This is a genomic window from Serratia sp. CY33525, from assembly GCF_052169115.1.
Taxonomy (GTDB): domain Bacteria; phylum Pseudomonadota; class Gammaproteobacteria; order Enterobacterales; family Enterobacteriaceae; genus Serratia; species Serratia sarumanii.
Map to the genome: position 1 here is coordinate 1 of NZ_JBJNLK010000004.1, position 18,182 is coordinate 18,182.

The following is an 18,182-nucleotide window of genomic DNA, read 5'->3' on the forward strand; positions in this document are numbered from 1 at the left end:
TCTGCCGAGCGGCTGTCGCCCGCCTGCTCCAGCGCCGCCAGCGGGCTCCACGGGCTGGCCGGATCGTAGCTCCAGCTGCGGCGGCTGCCGTCGTCGCGCTGCTCCTGCAGCAACCGGTAACCCTGCCACAGGAAACGAGTCGTCTGTTCGGTTTTGCCCTTGTAGCGCACCGCCTTGCGGCTGCGGCGGCCCAGCGCGTCGTAATGGTACTGCACCTCGAACTCGCCCTGCGGGCCGCGGCCATGCGCCTGCACCAGCCGGTTGTCAGCGTCGTAGCGGTAGTGCTGTTCATACAGGCCGTTGCGCCGGCTGATCAGGTTGCCCCAGGCGTCGTAACGGTAAAACAGTTTTTGCCAGTGCGTCAGGCGGTTATCGGCGATCGGCGCCAGCGGCAGGTGCGCGTCGATGTCGCTCTGCGGGCTGCGCTCGCCCAGCAGGTTATCCGCCAGATCGTACACCAGCCGCGCGCCCGGTTTGCCCTGATTGGGTTCGCGGTGTTGCAGCAAGCGGCCTTCGGCGTCGTAACCGTAGTGCACTTCGCCGCGCAGCGCGTCGCTCACCCCGGCCAGCTCGCCGCGGCCGGTGTAACGATAGGCGCGCCACAGCACGCCGTCTTCCGGCCGGGTCAGTTTGTCGTGGCCGAAGGCGCTGCTCTGCCAGCTGCGGCGGCCCATGGCGTCGTAACGCCGCTGCTGCTGCAGCGCGCCCTGGCTGCGGCCGGTTTCCCGGTGCAGGCGATCGCGGGTGAACTCGCTCACCACCTGCTGGTTGAATTTGATGGCGCTGGCGTGGCCGGAGCCGTAATACAGCCACTGCAGGCGATCGCCCTGCGGCAGCGTCAGCGCCTGCAGGTTGGCCAGCGCATCCCACTGGTATTGCAGCTCGCCGTTCACGCCCTGCTCGCCGAGCAGCCGCCCGGCGGCGTCATAGCGCATCTGCACGCTGTCCGGCTCAATGCCCAGCGCCGCGCCGCTCGCCGTCGGCAGGCGGTTCAGCTCGCGCAGCCGCCCCATGGCGTCGAAGCGGTAATGCCATTCCGCGCTGGCGTTGCCGCGCCAGACCAGCTGCCCGGCCTCGTCGAAGCGGAAGCGCTGTTCGCGCTGCGTCAGCTCACCCGCGCTGCCAGGCAGGCCGACCTCGCGGTGCTCCTCCAGCAGCCCGGCCGCGCCGTAGCGATAATAGTGGCGGGTGTCGTCCGGGCGCTCTTCGGCCAGCACGCGGCCCACCGCATCGTAGCTGAAGCGGTATTCGCCGCCGTTGCCGTTCTCCAGCCGCGTCAGCCAGCCCTGCGGGCTGTAGTGATAGCGCCGGGTGCGGTTGATGCGGTCGGTGATGCTGACCGGCAGCCCCAGGGCGTTGTACTGCCAGCGGGTCAGGCTGCCCAGCGCGTCCTGATGTTCGGCCAGCTGGCCGTGTGCATTCCAGTTAAAGCGCTCTTCACCGCCGTCCGGGTGGATCAGGGTGTGCAAGCGCCCGCCGTTATCCCACCGGTAGCGCGTCTGGTGGCCTTCGGCATCGGTCTGCGCCGTCAGTTGCCCCAGCGCATCGTAGGTATAAGCCGTCACGCTGCCGGAACAGTCGGTGTAGCGCGTCAGCTGGCCGCGGGCGTCCCACTCCAGCTTCACTTCCCCGCCCAGCGCGTCGATCACGCCGGCCGGCAGGCTCTCTTCGTCATCCGGATAGCGGTACAGCGTGGCATTGCCCAGCGCATCGACATAGCGCGTCGGGCGCCCCAGCGTATCCCAGTGCTGCGCCTCGCTGCTGCCGTCCGGGTACGCGACGGCGAACAGCCGGCCGCTGTTGCGCGAATATTGATAGCGCGTCACGCGGCCGAGCGGATCGGTCTCCGACAGCAGGCGGCCGTAAGGATCCCATTCGCTCTGGCGCTGCGCGCCGCCGGGCAGCAGCACGCTGCACAGTTCGCCGCGTTGGTAGATAAAACCGTAGCGGCGCTGGTCGAAGTCGGTGTACTGCGCCACGTTGTCGTCGTCATCCAGCCGCCACTCCGCGCGCTTGCCGTCGCCGCGCACCGCGCTGCGGCGCCCGCCGGCGAAGTCATAACCGAACTCCAGCGATTCTCCGGCGCTGTTGCGGTAGGCCGTCACGCGCGGCACGCCGTCTATCTCTTGCCATTGGTATTCGTTCAGCAGCCCGGCGGCGTCCTGGTGGCTGATCATCAGGCCGTCGCGCCAGCCGAAGCGGCGCGTTACCTCAGCGGCGCGGTTGTTCACCGTCGTCAGTTGGCCCTGCTCATCGTAATCGTAGCGCGCCAGCGTCCGTTCGCCTTCGGCGGTTTGCAGCGCCACTTCGCGCAGGCGGCCCTGCGCATAGCGGCACATCAGGCGCTGCCCGGCGCTGTCCACCAGTTCGCTCAGCAGCCCCTCGTCGTCGTAAAACAGCGAGGTGGCGTTGCCGATGGCGTCGGTGATCATGCTGAGCCGGCTCGGCTGGTCGCCCGCCAGCGGCGGGTAGTGGAAAATCTGTTCGCCGACGTCAAACAGCTGCCAGCTGCCGTCGTCGTTGTGCATCAGCCAGCATTTTTCGGCTTCGCAGTAGGTTTTGTGGCCGCGCGGCACCCTGGGGAAAGCGACGAAGTCGCCGGAAGGCGCGCGCCACACCAGGCCGTCCTGATACGGCTGCAGGCTGCTCTCCCAGAACAGGTTCCAGCCGCGGCCCAGTACGCCGTCGCCGGGGTTGCCGCTGCGCCAATAGCGCTGCCAGGCGACCGGCAGGCGCGAAGGCAGCACGAAATCGAGATCGTCTTCGCCGTCGAGGAATTTCTGGCCGCTGACGATATCCACCGGCCGGGCGATAATGCCGACGGCGGCGGTGGCGGTCATCAGGGTGCCGGCGCGGCAGGCGATGCGCGCCAGTTTGTTGATGCCGGGCAGCTTGCCCAGCAGTTTGCCCAGCGCCCCCAGCTTGCCGGCGGCGCCGCCCACGCCGCCCACCAGGCCGGCGAACAGCAGCGTCAGGTCAGAGACCTTGTACAGCCAATCCGGCACTTCGGGCTTGATCGGCAAGGTGGTGACGGTGCCGCCACCGATAAACACGTTGGGCGAACCTTCCATCACCTGCGCGTCGCAGTTGGTTTTGTCCCCTACGCGCGAGGCGGGCTGGCCGTTGATGCTGACCTTGTCGGAGCCCTGCGCCATCTGCATGCTCGGGCCGTCGTCGCTGCAGGCCACCTGGCTGTTGGTGGCGAGCGCGGCGGGTTTGCCGTTGATGAAGACGTTGGGGGAGCCGGTGACGATATTGCCTTTGGGGGTCAGGCTACCGGCACCGGCGTCGGCAATGCCGTCGCGCGCCGCGGTGGCCGCCTCCCCGGTGAGATACCCCACCGCCAGACTGGCGCCGATGAGCAGCACGCCGACGCCGATACAGGAAGCCGCCAGGCCGGCGACGAACAGCGCACCCGCCGCCACCGCGCCTGCGGCGGCGATCAGGCCGCCGACAATCGTGCCGGCAATCATGCCGGCCAGGGCATGGGAATGCCCGATGGTATCGCCGACGCGAGCCGCTTCGGTCATCGTAAGGTCCTTTTACGCAAAGAGTTCATCGTTAGGCCGCCCGGTAGCTGCTCAGCACCTGCTGCAGCAGCGCGTCGTCTTGCGGCGTCAGCTTGCGCGCCATCGCCAGAGTGAACACCAGCACCCGGCCCTCCGCCAGCGCGAACACCGCCTGGTTTTGCCAGATGCGCTTGCCGTCGCGCAGGTAGCTGGCGCGCACCCATTCACCGGCGGTTAATCCATCGCCCAACGTCGCCGGCTCGCGGCTTTTGAATGCCCAGCCTTTCAGCCCCTGCGCCAGCGCATCAAGCTGGCGGGTGACGTAGCCTTCCAGGTTTTCCGCCGGCTGCAGCGCATCGCGGGAAATATTGATTGAGGGGGAAACATCATCGCCGGCCAACAGCACGTTGACGGTGCGATCGGCATAGCCTTCCGGCAAAGCGACGCTGCCTTCGCTGAAAGCGCAGCGGGATAAAGCGGACATGCGAGGATCCTTTTGCATAAATAATGCTTAAGCATCGCATAACTTAGCCTTGAAATAAAACCATCAGGCACCGCCAATGTTGCGCGGCGTGACCGCGTTCACTGTGTACAAGGCCGTGGCCGGAACCTTGCCCGGGATCGGGCCGTAACATTACAGAATTATCTGAAACTGCTGGCGCGCCGACGCCCTGATTGTGGCTATACTCGGCTATCGTCCGTTTTTCAGGAGATCAGGATGCTGAGATTTACCCGTCGCGCGCTGCTGTGCGCCACGCTGGCCGCGTTCCCCGCCGCCGCCGAAACGCCGAAGTTCGGCCCGGAGCTGCAGGGCTTTCACTACCCTTACCCGCTGCAGCAGTTCAGCTTCACCTCGCAGGGGCAGCCGTTAAAAATGGGCTATATGGACGTGCCGCCGGAAGGTGCCGCCAACGGCCGCACCGCGCTGTTGCTGCACGGTAAAAACTTCTGCGCCGCCACCTGGCAGGACACCATCAAGGCGCTGAGCAAGGCCGGTTACCGCGTCATCGCGCCGGATCAAATCGGCTTTTGCTCCTCCACCAAGCCGGCGCATTACCAGTACAGCTTCCAGCAGCTGGCGCAAAACACCCACGGCCTGCTGCAGAACCTGAAAATCAGTAAGGCCATCGTCATCGGCCACTCCACCGGCGGCATGTTGGCCACGCGCTACAGCCTGATGTATCCGCAGGCGGTGGAGCAATTGGTCATGGTCAACCCGATCGGCCTCGAGGACTGGAAGGCCAAAGGCGTGCCGTGGCGCAGCGTCGATCAATGGTTCGAGCGCGAGCTGAACACCACCGCCGAGGGTATCCGCAACTATGAGCAGCGCACCTACTACGGCGGCCGCTGGAAGCCGGAGTACGATCGTTGGGTGGATATGCTGGCCGGGCTGAACAACGGGCCGGGCCATCGCCTGGTGGCGTGGAACTCGGCGCTGATCTACGACATGATCTTCACCCAGCCGGTGTACTACGAGTTCAAGGATCTGCAAACCCCCACCACGCTGATGATCGGTACCGCCGACACTACCGCCATCGGCAGCGATATCGCCCCGCCGGCGGTCAAGGCCAGGATCGGCCATTATGACGTGTTAGGCAAACAGGCGGCGAAGCTGATCCCGCACGCCACGCTGATCGAGTTCGCCGGGCTGGGCCATGCGCCGCAAATGGAGGAGCCGGAGCGTTTCCATCAGGCGTTGCTCAAGGCGCTGCAGCCCTGAGCGGCCGGTTGGCGCAGCCGCCGCGCGGCGGCTAAACTTTCAGCTGGCACTCAACGGCAGGAGACAGCCATGCGACAGATTATTGCCAGCGCCTTCGTCAGCCTCGACGGCGTGATGCAGGCGCCCGGCGGGCAGGACGAAGACCGCAGCGGCGGCTTTCGCTTCGGCGGCTGGACAGCCCCCTACTGGGATGACGCCATTGCGGAAACGATGGGCGATCTTTTCTCTGCGCCGTTCGATCTGCTGCTGGGGCGGCGCACCTACGACATCTTCGCCGGCTACTGGCCGCAGATCACCGACGAGGCCGACCCGTTATCCGCCGATATCGCCCGCGTGTTCAATCAGGCCACCAAGTACGTCGCCACCCACCACGGCGAGACGCTGGCGTGGCAGAACAGCCAGTGGCTGGGGCGGGACATCCTCGCCCGGCTGCGCGAGCTGAAACGCGCGCAGGGGCCGGTGCTGCTGGTGCAGGGCAGCAGCACGCTGATGCAACAGCTGCTGGCCAACGATCTGGTGGACGAACTGCGCCTGCTCACCTACCCGGTGCTGCTCGGCGGCGGCAAACGGCTGTTCGATGACAACGCGGCGCCGGCGGCCTTCACGCTGGCCCAATCGGTGGTCTCGCCCGGCGGCGTGATCGTGGCCCACTACCGCCGCGCCGGCGCGGTGGCAACCGGCTCCTTCGTAGCGGAAAGCGCCGCGGTGGCCCAGCCGTAAAAAAAGGGCCGTTCGGCCCTTTTCTCTTTCCCCTGCATCGCCCTCAGGCAAACAGAATATCGCTCTGCTCCACCTGCCCAACCACGTGGATCTTGAAGTCGGCGGCATAGCTGTTGCTTTGGGTGTTCATCAACAGATCGGTGGTGCCGTTGAAGGCGTCGAAGTTGAGCTGGATCTCGCCTTTCTGGCCGCTGAAGGCGCTGCCGCTGTCGATAAAGCGCAGCTCGCTCAGGCTGTTGTTGAAGCGTAGGCCGGAGAGATCGATCTTGTCGATGCCGTGCTCGAAGTCTTCAATCACGTCGAACGCCGCCACCGTGGACTCTTTGGCATTGAGATAGACGAAATAGTCGGTGAAGTTGTTGGCGTCTTTGCCGCCCCACAGATGATCCGCCCCCAGGCCGCCGTACAGGATGTCGGAGCCGGCGTTGCCCGCCAGCAGGTTGTCCTGATCGTTGCCGATGATCACATCGCGCCCGCTGCCGCCGATGGCGTTCTCGATGATCGCCCCGCGCGCGATGGCGACGTTCTGCGTGCCGCCGCCGACGCTGGAGAACGCGCCGTCGTTCAGGTTGATCATCTGCTGCTGGCTGTAGCCGGAGAAGTCCAGCGTGTCGTTGCCGCCGGCGTCCCACACCGCGAAGTTGACCGGTTTGCCGTTGTCCGCCGTGGCGGTCAGGAAATCGCGCCCGGTGTTGGAGTTGAAGCCGTACACCGTGTCTCCGGTGCGGGTGCTCATGTTGGCGCCGTACAATTTTTGGATCGCGGCGATGTCATCCACCATCGGGCCATAGCCATACACCCCTTTGGTGTCGGCGCCGGTGTAACCGGCGTTGAAATAGCTCATGATCGAGTATTGCAGCGAATCCTGATAGTAAGCCGCGTCGTTCTGGTAGCTCGGGTTGCCCAACGAGGCGTCATAAGATCCCGGATGCGCCAGCCCCAGGGCATGCCCCAGCTCGTGGGTGAAGGTCTGGCTGCTGAAATCGCCGCTAACCGGCGCCTGATGGGTGGCGAAGTTCTTGTTGAACCACACCGTGCCGGCAAAGGCGTTATCACTGCCCGGTTTGGAGCTCGGCGGGTAATAGGCGTAAGCATTAATGGCATTCGGGCCGCTGCCCTCAGCGGTGCTGCCGTCGGCGCGCTGGGTGAAGTACGCGAAGGTGATGTCCGCGCGATGATTGATATCGGTGGACGCCGTTTCGGTAAAGGTCACGTTCGCCACGTCGGCCCAGGCCTGCATCGATTTCAGCGCCTGCGCCTGCGCCGCCTGGGTCAGCGGCTGCAGCCCCTTGTCGCCGTCGCCGGTCTGGCCGATGCGGTTCAGCGCGCTCTGCGTCAGGAAGGAATAGGTCAGCGCGATCGGCTGGTGATACACCTGGTCGCCGTTGTGCGTCAGGCCCGGCCGCGTCAGCTGGTCGGCGGCGCGATCGAAGCTGAAGTTATCGCGGATTTTACCCAGGTTGTTGATGGCTGCCCCACCGCGCTGGTTACTGTAGAGGTTGGCGTTGTCCAGCGTAAACAGCGCGCCGTAGCCCAATCCGTCATAGGGGCTGCCGGGCTGGTGATAGTAAAATTGATAGTTATGATCGTTGGGGGATGTGGCGGCCAGGCTGGTGAACTCATCATCATCTTGCAAAATGTCATTGTGGCTACGGCGCATTGCATTCTCCTTTTACACAATAGGAACCCACTCGCTTTGTAAGACTATTCATCAGTCGTTCTAATCTAATCCAAGGCTTAGGAATGACCAGTATAGTGACTCACCCCGGCGGCGCGAGCCCGCCCGGCCTGGCTTCACCGTGCCGGGCATTGAGATGGAGATACTCGTAACAATTTGTATTCTCACTATATTAATGAGAAAAATAAGTGTATTAACGGGTTAATCATTCGTCTTTTTGCGCATTTTATCGCCGGTTAGATCAGAATAATCGAGGATTAAAAAACCTAATCCTTCCCTCATCATCAAGGTGGGTACGTGCTAAAGTGTGAACGGACAGCCGAAAGGAGTGACCCGATGCCAACCTTTTTTCTTATGCGCGCCTTGCGCCGCGCCAGCCTGACGGGAGTCGTTATGAGCGTATTGTGCAGCAGTGCCCTGGGCAGTTCACTGCCGTTGCTGGAACCCGCCGCGCTGAAGGGCGACTGGCAGCTCGCCGCCATCGGCGACGGTAAAGCCGTCTGCGAGGTGCAGCTGAGCGACGAAGCGGTGGCCAACACCAACGCCTTCCGCTTCAGCGCCTCCGCCCAGTGCCTGCAGCCGCTGGCGCTGCAAACGTTGCCGGTCGCCTGGCGGCCGACGCCGGACGGCATGACGCTGACCGACGCCGAAGGCGGCATGGTGGCCTTTCTGGCCCTGACCGCGCCGAAGCGCTATGAGCTGATCGATCGCAACGGCCCTTCACGCTTTATGCTGATCCCGCGCTAATCCCTCAGGCGAACAGCAACCCGAGCAGCGCGCCGCCCGCCAGCACCCACAGCGGATGGAGGCGCTTGCTCATGCTCAATCCCGTCGCCAGCGCCACGATCGCCGCCAGCCGCCAGCTGGGCGCAGAAGCCTCGGCGATCAAGATGCCGCTGGCCGCCACCAGCCCCACGGTCAGCGGCACCAGACCGGCCTGCACGATGCGGCGCCACGGGCGATCCTTAAAGCGCCGCCAGGCGCCCATCACCAACAACGTAACGATGGAAGACGGCCCGAACTTGGCGACCGAAGAAACCAGCAGCCCCGCCCAACCGGCCACGTGCCAGCCGACCAGCGGCACGATCATCATGTTCGGCCCCGGCGCGGCCTGCGCCATGGCGAACAGCGCGCTGAACTCCTGGGCGCTCATCCACCGATGCACCTCCACCACCTGCCGCTGCATCTCCGGCAGAATGGTCATGCCGCCGCCAAACGCCAGCAGAGAAAGCTCGGTAAAGATCAGCGCCAGCGCAATTAAAACCCCGCTCATGACGGCCACCGCCACATCAGCAGAATGCTCAGCGGCGCCAGCACCAGCATGGTCGGCAACAGTGGCAGGCGCAGCCAGGCGATGGCGATCAATGCCAGCGCGACGATCGCCAGCGCCGGCCATTTACCGCGCAGCGGCAGCAGCATCTTGATCCCGGTCGACAGCAGCAGCCCGGCGGCAGCGGCGGCCAGCCCGGCGAACACATGCTGCACATGCGGATCGTTTTGGAAGCGGGCGTAGACCACGCCCAACCCCACCACGATCGCCGTCGGCGCGCTGATGAGGCCCAGCAAGGCGCACAGCGCGCCGCGCAACCCGCGAAATTCCATGCCCACCGCCACCGACAGGTTGATGACGTTGCCGCCGGGCAGGAACTGGCACAGCCCGAGCAGCTCGGTGAACTGTTCGCCGCTCAACCAGCGCCGGCGCTCTACCAGCATGCTGCGCGCCAACGGCAGCACGCCGCCGAAGCCGATCAGCCCCAGCCACAGAAAGCCCACAAACAGCTCCGCGTTGCCCGGCGCTGCCGCCGGGTGCGGTTTTAACGTATTGATATCTGACATGACATTGCCGTTCCACATCGCTTGTTTTGATGTCTGGTATCATGCGCGCCGCCGTGCCATGATGTCTAATGCATTCCGGAACAACCAAAGATACCTTTGAGGTATGGCTATGATCGAACTGCGTCGCCTGCGGGCGTTCGTCACCGTGGTGGAAGAAGGCAACATCACCCGCGCCGCCGAGCGGCTGTTTATCCAGCAGCCGCCGCTGACCCGCCTGCTGCAGGGGCTGGAAGACGAACTGGGCGTAACCTTGTTGCAGCGTCTGCCGCGCGGCGTGCGCGTCACCGAGGCGGGCGGCGTGCTGTTCGAAGAGGCCCGCGCCCTGCTGGCGCGCGCCGAACGCCTGCGCGAAGCGGTGCAGCGCGCCGCCCGCGGCGAGCAGGGCCACATCGCCATCGGCTTCACCAGTTCCGCCGCGCTGCACCCGTTCGTGCCCAACCTGCTGCGCCGCTACCGCGACATCCTGCCGGGCATCACTACCCAGTTGGAAGAGGCCGGCAGCGGCGAACTGATGGAGGCGTTGCTGGAACAGCGCCTCGACGCCGCCTTCGTGCGCTCGCCGGCCAGCGGCATTCCCGGCCTGAGCGTGGAGCCGGTGCTCAGCGAGCCGATGATCGTCGCCCTGCCGCTGGGCCACCGGCTGGCGCATGAGACGCAGCAACCGCTGCCGCTGGCCGAACTGGCCCACGAAGCGTTTATTCTCTATCGCCGCCCGGCCGGCCAGGGGCTGTACGACGCCATCCTGGCCGCCTGCCACCGCGCTGGCTTCAGCCCGCGCATCGTGCAGGAAGCGCCGCGCCTGCCGGCCACCCTCAGCCTGGTGGGCGCCGGGCTGGGGTTGTCAGTGGTGCCCGGCTCGATGCGGCGGCTGGGCGGCGACGGCATCGTCTACCGCACCCTCGCCGAAGAAGCGCAGCTCAGCGCCCCACTTTACCTGGCGCTGCGCCGCAGCCCGGCTTCGCCAATCGTCGAGCGCTTTCGTCAGCTGGTGTTGGAGACCGTGGCGCAGTCATAAAAAGCCCGAACGGCCAATAATAAATGAAGTTCGTTTATTATTTATTTAAACTATTCGTCGACTAAATTTAATTCCACTTAATGACTATTCAACTTCCGATTAATTAATTAAACCCGCTCTCACTTAGTAACAAACGCAAACAAATAAGCGCCTACGCAATACATTCCAGCCGCTAGGATTTAAGGGTCGCAGCCTATTTCGCCGATGACAAAACACCTTTCAAGAGCAATTTTGCCTTCCCTGCGCCTGCCTATTCAGACGCGCGGTTTTATATTGGAGAAAATGCTATGCTATCGCGTCGTGATATATTGAAAGTCTCCGCCGTCAGCGCGGCCGCCGCCGGCATGATCGGCGGCATCGTAAAAAATGCCGCTGCCGACGATCATCGCAATATCGTCCCCCCCAGCAGCTATCAGCCGCCTGCCGATGCGCAGCATCTCTATAAATACAAATTCACCGACAGCAAGAAACGCAGCCTGCCCAGCGGCTGGGCGCGCGAAGCCACCGTCGAGCAATTTCCGATCTCCGAAGGCGTGGCGGGCGTGGACATGACGCTGGAGCCGGGCGGCGTGCGCGAGCTGCACTGGCACGCCATCGCCGCCGAATGGGCGTTTATGCTGGAAGGCCATGCTCGCATCACCATCCTCGATCCCGAGGGAAAATGCGAGGTGGCGGATTTCGGCCCCGGCGACGTGTGGTATTTCCCGAAAGGCTATGGCCATTCCATTCAGGCGCTGGCAGATGGCGCGCATTTTATTCTGGCGTTCGATAACGGCCATTTCTCCGAATTCGGCACCTTCAGCATTACCGATTGGGTGGCGCATATGCCGAAAGAGGTATTGGAAAAAAGCGTCAACATGCCGGCGGCGGTATTTTCCAAGGCCAAACAGGGCGAGGCCTATATTGTCGGCGGCGCCGTTCCGCCCACCTTGCCATTGCCGAAAAACGACGGCGGATTAAATAACGCCCCGCTGACCCACCGCTATGAATTAATGAAGCAAAAACCGTTCTTTGAAAATGACGCCGGCAGCGTGCATTTGGTGTCGTCGAAAGAATTTCCCATCTCCACCACCATGACCGGCATCATCGAGATCGTGAAACCCGGCGCGATCCGGGAATTGCACTGGCACCCCAATGCCAACGAATGGCAATACTATATTGCCGGTAAAGGCCGCATGACGGTGTTCAGCTCGCACGGCCACGCGCAGACGGCAGAGTACGCCCCTTCGGACGTCGGTTACGTGCCGCAGGGTTTCGGCCATTACATCGAGAACATCGGCGATGAGGATTTGAAGGTATTGATCGTGATGGACAACGGCATTTATCAGGATATTTCGTTGTCCGACTGGCTGGCGAAAACCCCGGCCTACCTGCTGGCGGACAACTTCAATAATCAGATTGAGGACTGGCAGGATAGACCGAAAGACAAGCGGGTCATGTCGCGCCGCAGCCGCTGACGCCACGGCGAGGGAGAAGCTCCCTCGCCCCCTGGCCTGCCTCTTACAGCGTGGTTTTAAAGAATGGCACCAGCTTCTCCAGCGCCCGGGCTACCGGCTCCGGTTTGTCGTAGAGATCGTAATGCGACCAGCCTTCCACCACCACCAGCTCTTTGTGCTGCGATTTGGCGCGGCGCACAATCTCATAGCCGTCGCGCAACGCGCCGAACAGGCCGGGCTTGCCGCCGACGATCACCAACAGCGGCTGGGTCAGCAGCACTTCCGCCAGGTGGAACGCGTCCCAGCCTACGGCCGCCGCGTTGTGGGAATACAGCGTCTTGTTTACGCCGTTCGGCTTCTCGCCGCGCGCCGTACGGTAGTACTCCGTCGCTTCGCGCAGATCGATATCGGCGCCGTCTTGTTGCGCCGCCTCAACGCTCGGATACAGGCCTACATCCACGCGCAGCGCCGCACCGCGCGCCTCTGCGGTGCGCTGCCGGGCAATATCCTCAAGAAAAGCCACAGGATCGCCATTGGCCAACACGCCCTCGCGCATCACCCGGCCATAGTTGGCGCCGGTGATGGTCGCCACCGCTTTGATGCGCCGCTCCGTCATTGAGGCGTTGATGGCGTAACCGCCGCCGCCGCAGATGCCGAGCACGCCGATACGCTGGTCATCAACGTAATCCAGCGTCACCAGATAATCGGTCACGACGCGAAAATCTTCCACGCGCTGGGTGGGATCTTCGATAAAGCGCGGTTCGCCGCCGCTCTCGCCCTGGAAGCTGGCGTCGAACGCGATGACCACAAAACCGGCTTTCGCCAGCGCCGCGCCATAGACGTTCCCCGAGGTCTGCTCTTTGCAGCTGCCGATCGGGTGGGCGCTGATGATCGCCGGGTACTTTTTCCGCTCGTCGAAATCCGGCGGGAAATGAATATCCGCCGCGATGTCCCAATACTGACGCTTGATTTTGACCGTTTTCATCATGAGTTCCTCACAGGGTTGCTGGCTCGGGAAACGCGCTCGGCATCGCTTCCGCTGGGATAACGCTCACTTTAGACGCCGTATTGTTCTTTGAGAAGCCCAGGGAATGGACTACAGTGTTAAGCTGTGATTTACAATGCGGAACGTATCGATGGATCCTTCCCTGCTTCCCTCACTGGCGTGGTTCGCGCATATCGCGCAGCATCGCAGCTTTACCAAAGCGGCGGCCCAAATGGGCGTTTCCCGCGCCGCACTGTCGCAAAATCTAAAGGCGCTGGAAAAACAGCTGAACGTCAAGCTGCTCTACCGCACTACCCGCGATATGTCGCTCACGGAGGAAGGACAACGCCTGCTCGAGGCCCTGGCTCCCGCCCTCAACGCGATCGAACACGCCGTCGGCACGCTGGAAGAGAGCCGCCACGAGCCGGCGGGGCTGCTGCGGATAAATGCTTCGCGCACGGCCGCCAAGCACTTTATCGAACCGCATGTCGGTGAATTTCTGGCGCGCTATCCCAGGCTGAAGCTTGAGCTGGTGATGGACGACGGCATGGCCAGCATCATTTCCGAAGGCTACGACGCCGGCGTGCGGCTGGGTGAAAGCCTCGCCGAGCATATGGTGGCGATCCCCATCACCCCGCAGGTGGAACTGGTGGCGGTGGCCACGCCGCAGTACCTCAGCCGTAACGGCACGCCCGCCACGCCGGCGGATCTGGTCAACCACAACTGCATCGCTTTTCGTCACGCAACCAGCGGTGCCATTTATCAATGGGAGTTTTCCACTATCGAGCGGCACGCGCGCCATACCTTTTCCGTCGAGCCGCAAGGCAGCGTGATCACCAACGACGACGACGGCATGATCCGCGCCGCGTTGCAGCATGTCGGCATTATTCAGCACTTTGATTTCGCCGTGAAGGCGCTGGTGGAACGCGGTGAATTGGTACGGATCCTGCAGCCCTGGTCGCAGCCGTTTCCCGGCTTCTACCTGTATATCCCCTCCCGTGAGCACATGTCTTCCAAGGTCAGGGCGCTGCTGGACTTTCTGGTCGAGAAGCGCGCAGGCTAAACCGGCCCGCGCGCCTTTTCGCTTTACTGCTTGCGCTGCTCCGCCACCTGTTTGGCGGTGACTTTGCCCTGCTTATCGCCGAAATGGCCGACCACGAAGTTGGCGACCGCCGCCACTTCCTCGTCGGAATAGGCGCTGCCGAACGCCGGCATCATTTCATGCCGTTCGCCGATGCTGATGCTCGTCCCCTTCAGGATGGCCTGCACCACGCTGCGCCCCTGCGGATCGTTCACCGCCGTGCTGCCCACCAGCGACGCATACTCGCTCTGGCGGCCCGGCCCGTTCCACTGGTGGCAGCCGCTGCAGTCGTTGGCGAACACCCGCCGCCCTAGCGACTGCTCTTGCCCGCCCGGCAGGATCGGCGTGGAAGCCCCCGCGCCCTTCGGCTGCAGATTTACCGCCGCGGCGGCGTCGCCGGCGATCGGTTCGATATCGCGCAGGTATTTCACCAGCGCCAGATTATCTTCCGGCGTCAGGAACTGCAGGCTGTTTTCCACCGCTTCCGCCATCGGGCCGGCGGCGCTGCTGCGCCCCGGCGCATGGCCGGTGGCCAGATATTGCGACAGCTGCTGGTCGCTCCAGCCGCCGATGCCGCTCTGTTTGTCCGGCGTGATGTTGGCGGCGAACCAGCCCTGCACCACTTCACCGCTCAGGTGCTTGCTCTGGTTGAGGCCGAACCCCAGATTGCGCGGCGTGTGGCACTCGCCGCAGTGGCCCAGCGCGGTTGCCAGATAGGCGCCGCGGTTCCACTGCTCGTCCTTGTTGAGATCCGGCGTAAAGCGTTGCTCATGGAAGAACGCCAGGTTCCAGAATTTCATGCCCCAACGCTGATTGAACGGGAATGACAGATCGTTTTGCGGGTTGGCCTGCTTCACCGGCGGCAGGCTGAACAGATAGGCTTTTATCGCCAGCACGTCGTCGCGGCTCAGCCCGGTGTAGGAGGTGTACGGCATCGCCGGATACAGGTTGCCCTGCGGGCCGATGCCCTCACGCACCGCGCGTACGAACTGATCGTCGCTCCAGTTGCCGATGCCGGTCTCCTTGTCGGCGGTGATGTTGGTGCCGTAAATGGTGCCGAACGGCAGTTTGAAGGCGAAGCCGCCCGCATAAGGCGTGCCGCCCGGCGCGGTGTGGCACGCCACGCAGTCGGCGGCGCGCGCCAGGTACTCGCCGCGCGCCAGTTTATCGGTGATGCCGGCCGGCGCTCCGGCGATCGGCGCCGCAGGCTCCGCGCCGGTGGGCCGCAGCAGCGTGTACAGCGCATATCCTCCCGCCAACACCACCACGGCGATAATCAGCCATAACAGCCCTTTCAAGGCGTTGCTCATCGCATCTCTCCCTAACCCAACGCCTTGGCGGCCTGGTGGATGGCGGCGCGAATGCGCACATAGGTGGCGCAGCGGCAGACGTTGCCGCCCATCGCCGCGTCGATGTCCGCATCGCTCGGATTTTTACTTTGCGCCAGCAGCGCGCTGGCGCTCATGATCTGGCCGGACTGGCAGTAGCCGCACTGCACCACATCCAGATCAAGCCAGGCCTCCTGCACCGCCTTGCCTTCCGGCGTGGCGCCCACGGCTTCGATGGTGGTGATTTTTTTGCCGACGGCGGCCGAAATCGGCGTCATGCACGACCGCACCGGCACGCCGTCCAGATGCACGGTGCAGGCGCCGCACATGGCGATGCCGCAGCCGAACTTGGTGCCGGTCAGGCCGGCTTCGTCACGCAAGAACCACAGCAGCGGCATGTGCGGATCGCCCTCGAAGGTCAGCGGCTGATCGTTTACGGTTAATTGAATCATCAGGTTCTCTCCTTGTCAGACGCCGGGTTCGCGGTAGGATTATGCAGCGGTAGGCTCAGCGAGGTGCGCGGCCGCCCGAGCAGCGCCAGCGCATTGCCGACCGCCGGGGCGATGGTCGGCACCCCCAGCTCGCCCACGCCGGTCGGTTTCTCGTTCGAGGGCACGATGATCACTTCGATCTCCGGCATCTCATCGATGCGCAGCGGGCGGAAGTTATTGAAGTTGGACTGTTCGACCACGCCGTCTTTCAGCGTGATGTTGCCGTACAGCGCCATGCTCAGGCCGTAGCCGATGCCTCCCTCGATCTGCGCGCGGATCACGTCGGGATTCACCGCCACGCCGCAGTCCACCGCACACCACACCTTGTGCACTTTCGGGATGCCACCTTCGCCGATCGACACCTCGGCCACCTGCGCCACATAGGTATCGAACGCCTTGGCGACGCCCACGCCGCGCGCGCGCCCGTCCACCACCTTGGCGCCCTGCCAGTCAGCGGCTTTCGCTACCGCCCGCAGCGCGCCCGCCGCGCGCGGCGCGTCGCCCATCAGCGCCAGCCGCCCTTCGACCGGATCCTGGCCGGTTTCCTGCAGCAGTTGATCGATAAAGCTCTCCACCGCGTGGCCGGTGTGGGTGCTGGCGACCGACCGCAGCGAGGTAGTCGGCACCTTGCCGGGCACGATGTGCGCATCGCAGCGGAAGGCTTCAAAGCTGTATGACACCTCGCTGGCGCCCTCGACCATCATCTGATCGAGGCCGTTGACCACCAGCGCATCCATCGCGCTGTGCCGCGTCCAGGAGTGGCCGACCACGGTATCGGTCCAGCCCACCACCTTGCCGCCGCGGATGGCGCCGCGCAGGCGGTGCAGGATCATCGGGCGATACCAGCCGTTGCGGATGTCGTCCTCGCGCGTCCATACCACCTTCACACCGTGGCCGGGGCCGATGCCCTTGGCCGCCGCCGCCATGTCGGCCGCCAGATCCGGCCCCAGCGTCGGGTTGCCTAAATCGATGCGCCGGCCGAAGCTGCCGCCCGCCAGAATGGTTTCAATCTGCACCTTGTCCGGCGGCAACTCGAACAGATCGCACAGCTGCTTGTGATCGAGCGTTTGAATTTGGCAACCGTAGCGCGCCTTGACGCTCTCGCCGTCCCAGAACAGATAGCCGTCCAGCGGCTCCATCGGCGCGTGGGCGACGTACGGGAAGGTGTATTCGGCCTCGATCACCTTGTCGGCCTTGTCGAACACCTCGTCCGGCTTGCCGTGGCTCTTCGCCACCACGCCGGTTTTCTGCGCCACCTGGCGGAATTCGGCGTAGATCTCCTCGGTGTTGCGCCGTTCGGCCTGCGCATCGTCCCACGTCACCTTCAGCCGCTCCCGCCCCTGGATCGCCGCCCAGGTATTTTTGGCGTAAACCGCCACGCCGGTGGCGATTTGCTTCACCGCTACCACCCCCGGCACCGCCAGCGCCCGTTCGGCGTCGAAGGCCGCCACCTTGCCGCCGAAACGCGGCGGTTTCTTGATGGTGACGGTCAGCATGTCCGGCTCATGGATATCCTGCGAGAACTGCGCGCTGCCGTTGGTTTTCGCCAGCGAATCGACGCGATGCAGGCCGCGCGTTTTGCCGATCAGGGTGAAATTAGCCGGTTCCTTCAGCGTCAGGCTGGCGGGATCGGGCGGCGGCAGCGTGGCGGCCAGCGCGGCGAATTCGCCGAAGCCCGCTTCGCGTCCGCTGGCGGCATGGCGAATCTTGCCCGCCTGCACGGTAATTTCCTGCGCCGAGGTTTTCCAGCTCTGCGCGGCGGCCTGCACCAGCAGCGCACGCGCCATGGCGCCCATGCGGCGCATTTGCTCATAGGCATTGGCCACCGAGCTCGAACCGCCGGTGCCCTGGAATCCGAAGCTCAGGTTTTTGTAGATATGGGTGTCCACCGGCGCGGCGACGACCCGCACCTGCGCCCAGTCGGCATCGAGCTCTTCGGCAACCAGCGTCGCCATGCCGGTATAGACCCCCTGGCCCACTTCGGTGTGTTTACTGATGACGGTGACGACGCCGTCGGCGCCGATCTGAACGAAGGCGTTGGCATCAAACGCTGCCGCGCCGGAGGCGGCCGGGGCATTCGACCGCGCCAGCGCGCCGGTGGACGGCAGATAGGCGCCGATCACCAACGCCCCGGCGCCGACGATAAACCGCCGCCGCGAAAGCGGAACTTGGGATATGCTCATTGCTCATGACTCCAAAAAAGCCGAAGGCGTCACTGCCTTCGGCGAAACAAATCTTGTTATGGGAATGGGTTGTTGCGCCCGTCGGGTGACATAGCGCAACAGAGCAATAATTAGCGTAGCCTATTATCCAGCAGGCCTAATCTTGATAAGGGATTTTTTCGTTGAGGAATCGTGCGCTGCGGGCGGGTAGCCCGCACATC

The 18,182-nt window shown here is 63.9% G+C and carries 15 protein-coding genes; 6 read left to right on the plus strand and 9 right to left on the minus strand.

Going from position 1 to position 18,182, the window contains the following annotated elements:
* Positions 1 to 3,530, minus strand: a 3,530-nt coding sequence (locus ACJ8IM_RS11370; protein WP_442516236.1) for a PAAR domain-containing protein, incomplete at its 3' end; no start/stop codon positions are given.
* A gap of 31 nt (positions 3,531 to 3,561) precedes the next feature.
* Positions 3,562 to 3,993: a DcrB-related protein gene (locus ACJ8IM_RS11375; protein ID WP_033655257.1), complete on the minus strand. Its 432-nt coding sequence runs from the start codon at positions 3,991 to 3,993 to the stop codon at positions 3,562 to 3,564.
* A 234-nt stretch (positions 3,994 to 4,227) separates the two neighbouring features.
* Here ACJ8IM_RS11375 and ACJ8IM_RS11380 point away from each other — a divergent pair, with 234 nt between their 5' ends.
* Together ACJ8IM_RS11380 and ACJ8IM_RS11385 are read left to right on the plus strand one after the other, a co-directional pair.
* Complete coding sequence (locus ACJ8IM_RS11380; protein ID WP_033655259.1) at positions 4,228 to 5,229, plus strand: alpha/beta fold hydrolase; 1,002 nt, start codon at positions 4,228 to 4,230, stop codon at positions 5,227 to 5,229.
* A gap of 69 nt (positions 5,230 to 5,298) precedes the next feature.
* Positions 5,299 to 5,949: a dihydrofolate reductase family protein gene (locus tag ACJ8IM_RS11385; protein ID WP_033655260.1), complete on the plus strand. Its 651-nt coding sequence runs from the start codon at positions 5,299 to 5,301 to the stop codon at positions 5,947 to 5,949.
* A 43-nt stretch (positions 5,950 to 5,992) separates the two neighbouring features.
* Here the strand turns inward: ACJ8IM_RS11385 and ACJ8IM_RS11390 are convergent, their stop codons facing one another.
* On the minus strand, positions 5,993 to 7,609 hold the full coding sequence (locus ACJ8IM_RS11390) for a serralysin family metalloprotease (RefSeq protein ID WP_033655262.1): 1,617 nt from the start codon (positions 7,607 to 7,609) through the stop codon (positions 5,993 to 5,995).
* A gap of 411 nt (positions 7,610 to 8,020) precedes the next feature.
* Between ACJ8IM_RS11390 and ACJ8IM_RS11395 the strand changes: the two genes are divergently transcribed.
* Positions 8,021 to 8,374, plus strand: coding sequence for an AprI/Inh family metalloprotease inhibitor (locus ACJ8IM_RS11395; RefSeq protein ID WP_033648487.1), 354 nt, complete (start codon positions 8,021 to 8,023; stop codon positions 8,372 to 8,374).
* Positions 8,375 to 8,378: 4 nt separating this feature from the next.
* Here ACJ8IM_RS11395 and ACJ8IM_RS11400 read toward each other — a convergent pair whose 3' ends face one another.
* Complete coding sequence (locus ACJ8IM_RS11400) at positions 8,379 to 8,900, minus strand: chromate transporter (protein ID WP_033655286.1); 522 nt, start codon at positions 8,898 to 8,900, stop codon at positions 8,379 to 8,381.
* The gene (locus ACJ8IM_RS11405; RefSeq protein ID WP_033634481.1) at positions 8,897 to 9,463 is read right to left on the minus strand and encodes a chromate transporter; all 567 of its coding nucleotides are present in this window, start codon (positions 9,461 to 9,463) and stop codon (positions 8,897 to 8,899) included. The genes ACJ8IM_RS11400 and ACJ8IM_RS11405 overlap by 4 nt, the downstream gene beginning before the upstream one ends.
* 103 nt (positions 9,464 to 9,566) lie before the next feature.
* On the opposite strand from ACJ8IM_RS11405, the gene ACJ8IM_RS11410 reads away from it, so the two are divergent.
* Together ACJ8IM_RS11410 and ACJ8IM_RS11415 are read left to right on the plus strand one after the other, a co-directional pair.
* Positions 9,567 to 10,478, plus strand: coding sequence for a LysR family transcriptional regulator (locus ACJ8IM_RS11410; RefSeq protein WP_033655263.1), 912 nt, complete (start codon positions 9,567 to 9,569; stop codon positions 10,476 to 10,478).
* A gap of 287 nt (positions 10,479 to 10,765) precedes the next feature.
* Positions 10,766 to 11,935: a cupin domain-containing protein gene (locus ACJ8IM_RS11415; RefSeq protein ID WP_033655265.1), complete on the plus strand. Its 1,170-nt coding sequence runs from the start codon at positions 10,766 to 10,768 to the stop codon at positions 11,933 to 11,935.
* Between the two features lie 43 nt (positions 11,936 to 11,978).
* On the opposite strand, the gene ACJ8IM_RS11420 is transcribed toward ACJ8IM_RS11415, so the two are convergent.
* Complete coding sequence (locus ACJ8IM_RS11420) at positions 11,979 to 12,899, minus strand: alpha/beta hydrolase (RefSeq protein WP_033655266.1); 921 nt, start codon at positions 12,897 to 12,899, stop codon at positions 11,979 to 11,981.
* A gap of 151 nt (positions 12,900 to 13,050) precedes the next feature.
* Between ACJ8IM_RS11420 and ACJ8IM_RS11425 the strand changes: the two genes are divergently transcribed.
* Positions 13,051 to 13,962 carry a LysR family transcriptional regulator gene (locus tag ACJ8IM_RS11425; protein ID WP_033655268.1) on the plus strand — a complete coding sequence of 304 codons (912 nt, stop codon included), beginning with the start codon at positions 13,051 to 13,053 and terminating at the stop codon, positions 13,960 to 13,962.
* A gap of 23 nt (positions 13,963 to 13,985) precedes the next feature.
* Here the strand turns inward: ACJ8IM_RS11425 and ACJ8IM_RS11430 are convergent, their stop codons facing one another.
* Genes ACJ8IM_RS11430 through ACJ8IM_RS11440 form a run of 3 tightly spaced genes read right to left on the minus strand, consistent with a single transcriptional unit; the run spans position 13,986 to position 17,982 of the window.
* Complete coding sequence (locus ACJ8IM_RS11430) at positions 13,986 to 15,290, minus strand: cytochrome c (RefSeq protein ID WP_033655269.1); 1,305 nt, start codon at positions 15,288 to 15,290, stop codon at positions 13,986 to 13,988.
* 11 nt (positions 15,291 to 15,301) lie between these two features.
* Positions 15,302 to 15,760, minus strand: coding sequence for a (2Fe-2S)-binding protein (locus ACJ8IM_RS11435; protein ID WP_033655270.1), 459 nt, complete (start codon positions 15,758 to 15,760; stop codon positions 15,302 to 15,304).
* Positions 15,760 to 17,982 (minus strand): xanthine dehydrogenase family protein molybdopterin-binding subunit, encoded by a 2,223-nt coding sequence (locus tag ACJ8IM_RS11440; RefSeq protein ID WP_101455846.1) that lies wholly within the window; start codon positions 17,980 to 17,982, stop codon positions 15,760 to 15,762. The genes ACJ8IM_RS11435 and ACJ8IM_RS11440 overlap by 1 nt, the downstream gene beginning before the upstream one ends.
* Between the last annotated feature and the right edge of the window lie 200 nt (positions 17,983 to 18,182).

What these genes read in the sequence shown, in the direction of transcription:
- ACJ8IM_RS11420 (WP_033655266.1), bottom strand. Translation starts at nt 12,899, where the DNA reads ATGAAAACGGTCAAAATCAAGCGTCAGTATTGGGACATCGCGGCGGAT.
- ACJ8IM_RS11425 (WP_033655268.1), top strand. Translation starts at nt 13,051, where the DNA reads ATGGATCCTTCCCTGCTTCCCTCACTGGCGTGGTTCGCGCATATCGCG.
- ACJ8IM_RS11395 (WP_033648487.1), top strand. Translation starts at nt 8,021, where the DNA reads ATGAGCGTATTGTGCAGCAGTGCCCTGGGCAGTTCACTGCCGTTGCTG.
- ACJ8IM_RS11400 (WP_033655286.1), bottom strand. Translation starts at nt 8,900, where the DNA reads ATGAGCGGGGTTTTAATTGCGCTGGCGCTGATCTTTACCGAGCTTTCT.
- ACJ8IM_RS11410 (WP_033655263.1), top strand. Translation starts at nt 9,567, where the DNA reads ATGGCTATGATCGAACTGCGTCGCCTGCGGGCGTTCGTCACCGTGGTG.
- ACJ8IM_RS11430 (WP_033655269.1), bottom strand. Translation starts at nt 15,290, where the DNA reads ATGAGCAACGCCTTGAAAGGGCTGTTATGGCTGATTATCGCCGTGGTG.
- ACJ8IM_RS11375 (WP_033655257.1), bottom strand. Translation starts at nt 3,993, where the DNA reads ATGTCCGCTTTATCCCGCTGCGCTTTCAGCGAAGGCAGCGTCGCTTTG.
- ACJ8IM_RS11390 (WP_033655262.1), bottom strand. Translation starts at nt 7,609, where the DNA reads ATGCGCCGTAGCCACAATGACATTTTGCAAGATGATGATGAGTTCACC.
- ACJ8IM_RS11415 (WP_033655265.1), top strand. Translation starts at nt 10,766, where the DNA reads ATGCTATCGCGTCGTGATATATTGAAAGTCTCCGCCGTCAGCGCGGCC.
- ACJ8IM_RS11380 (WP_033655259.1), top strand. Translation starts at nt 4,228, where the DNA reads ATGCTGAGATTTACCCGTCGCGCGCTGCTGTGCGCCACGCTGGCCGCG.
- ACJ8IM_RS11385 (WP_033655260.1), top strand. Translation starts at nt 5,299, where the DNA reads ATGCGACAGATTATTGCCAGCGCCTTCGTCAGCCTCGACGGCGTGATG.
- ACJ8IM_RS11405 (WP_033634481.1), bottom strand. Translation starts at nt 9,463, where the DNA reads ATGTCAGATATCAATACGTTAAAACCGCACCCGGCGGCAGCGCCGGGC.
- ACJ8IM_RS11440 (WP_101455846.1), bottom strand. Translation starts at nt 17,982, where the DNA reads ATGAGCATATCCCAAGTTCCGCTTTCGCGGCGGCGGTTTATCGTCGGC.
- ACJ8IM_RS11435 (WP_033655270.1), bottom strand. Translation starts at nt 15,760, where the DNA reads ATGATTCAATTAACCGTAAACGATCAGCCGCTGACCTTCGAGGGCGAT.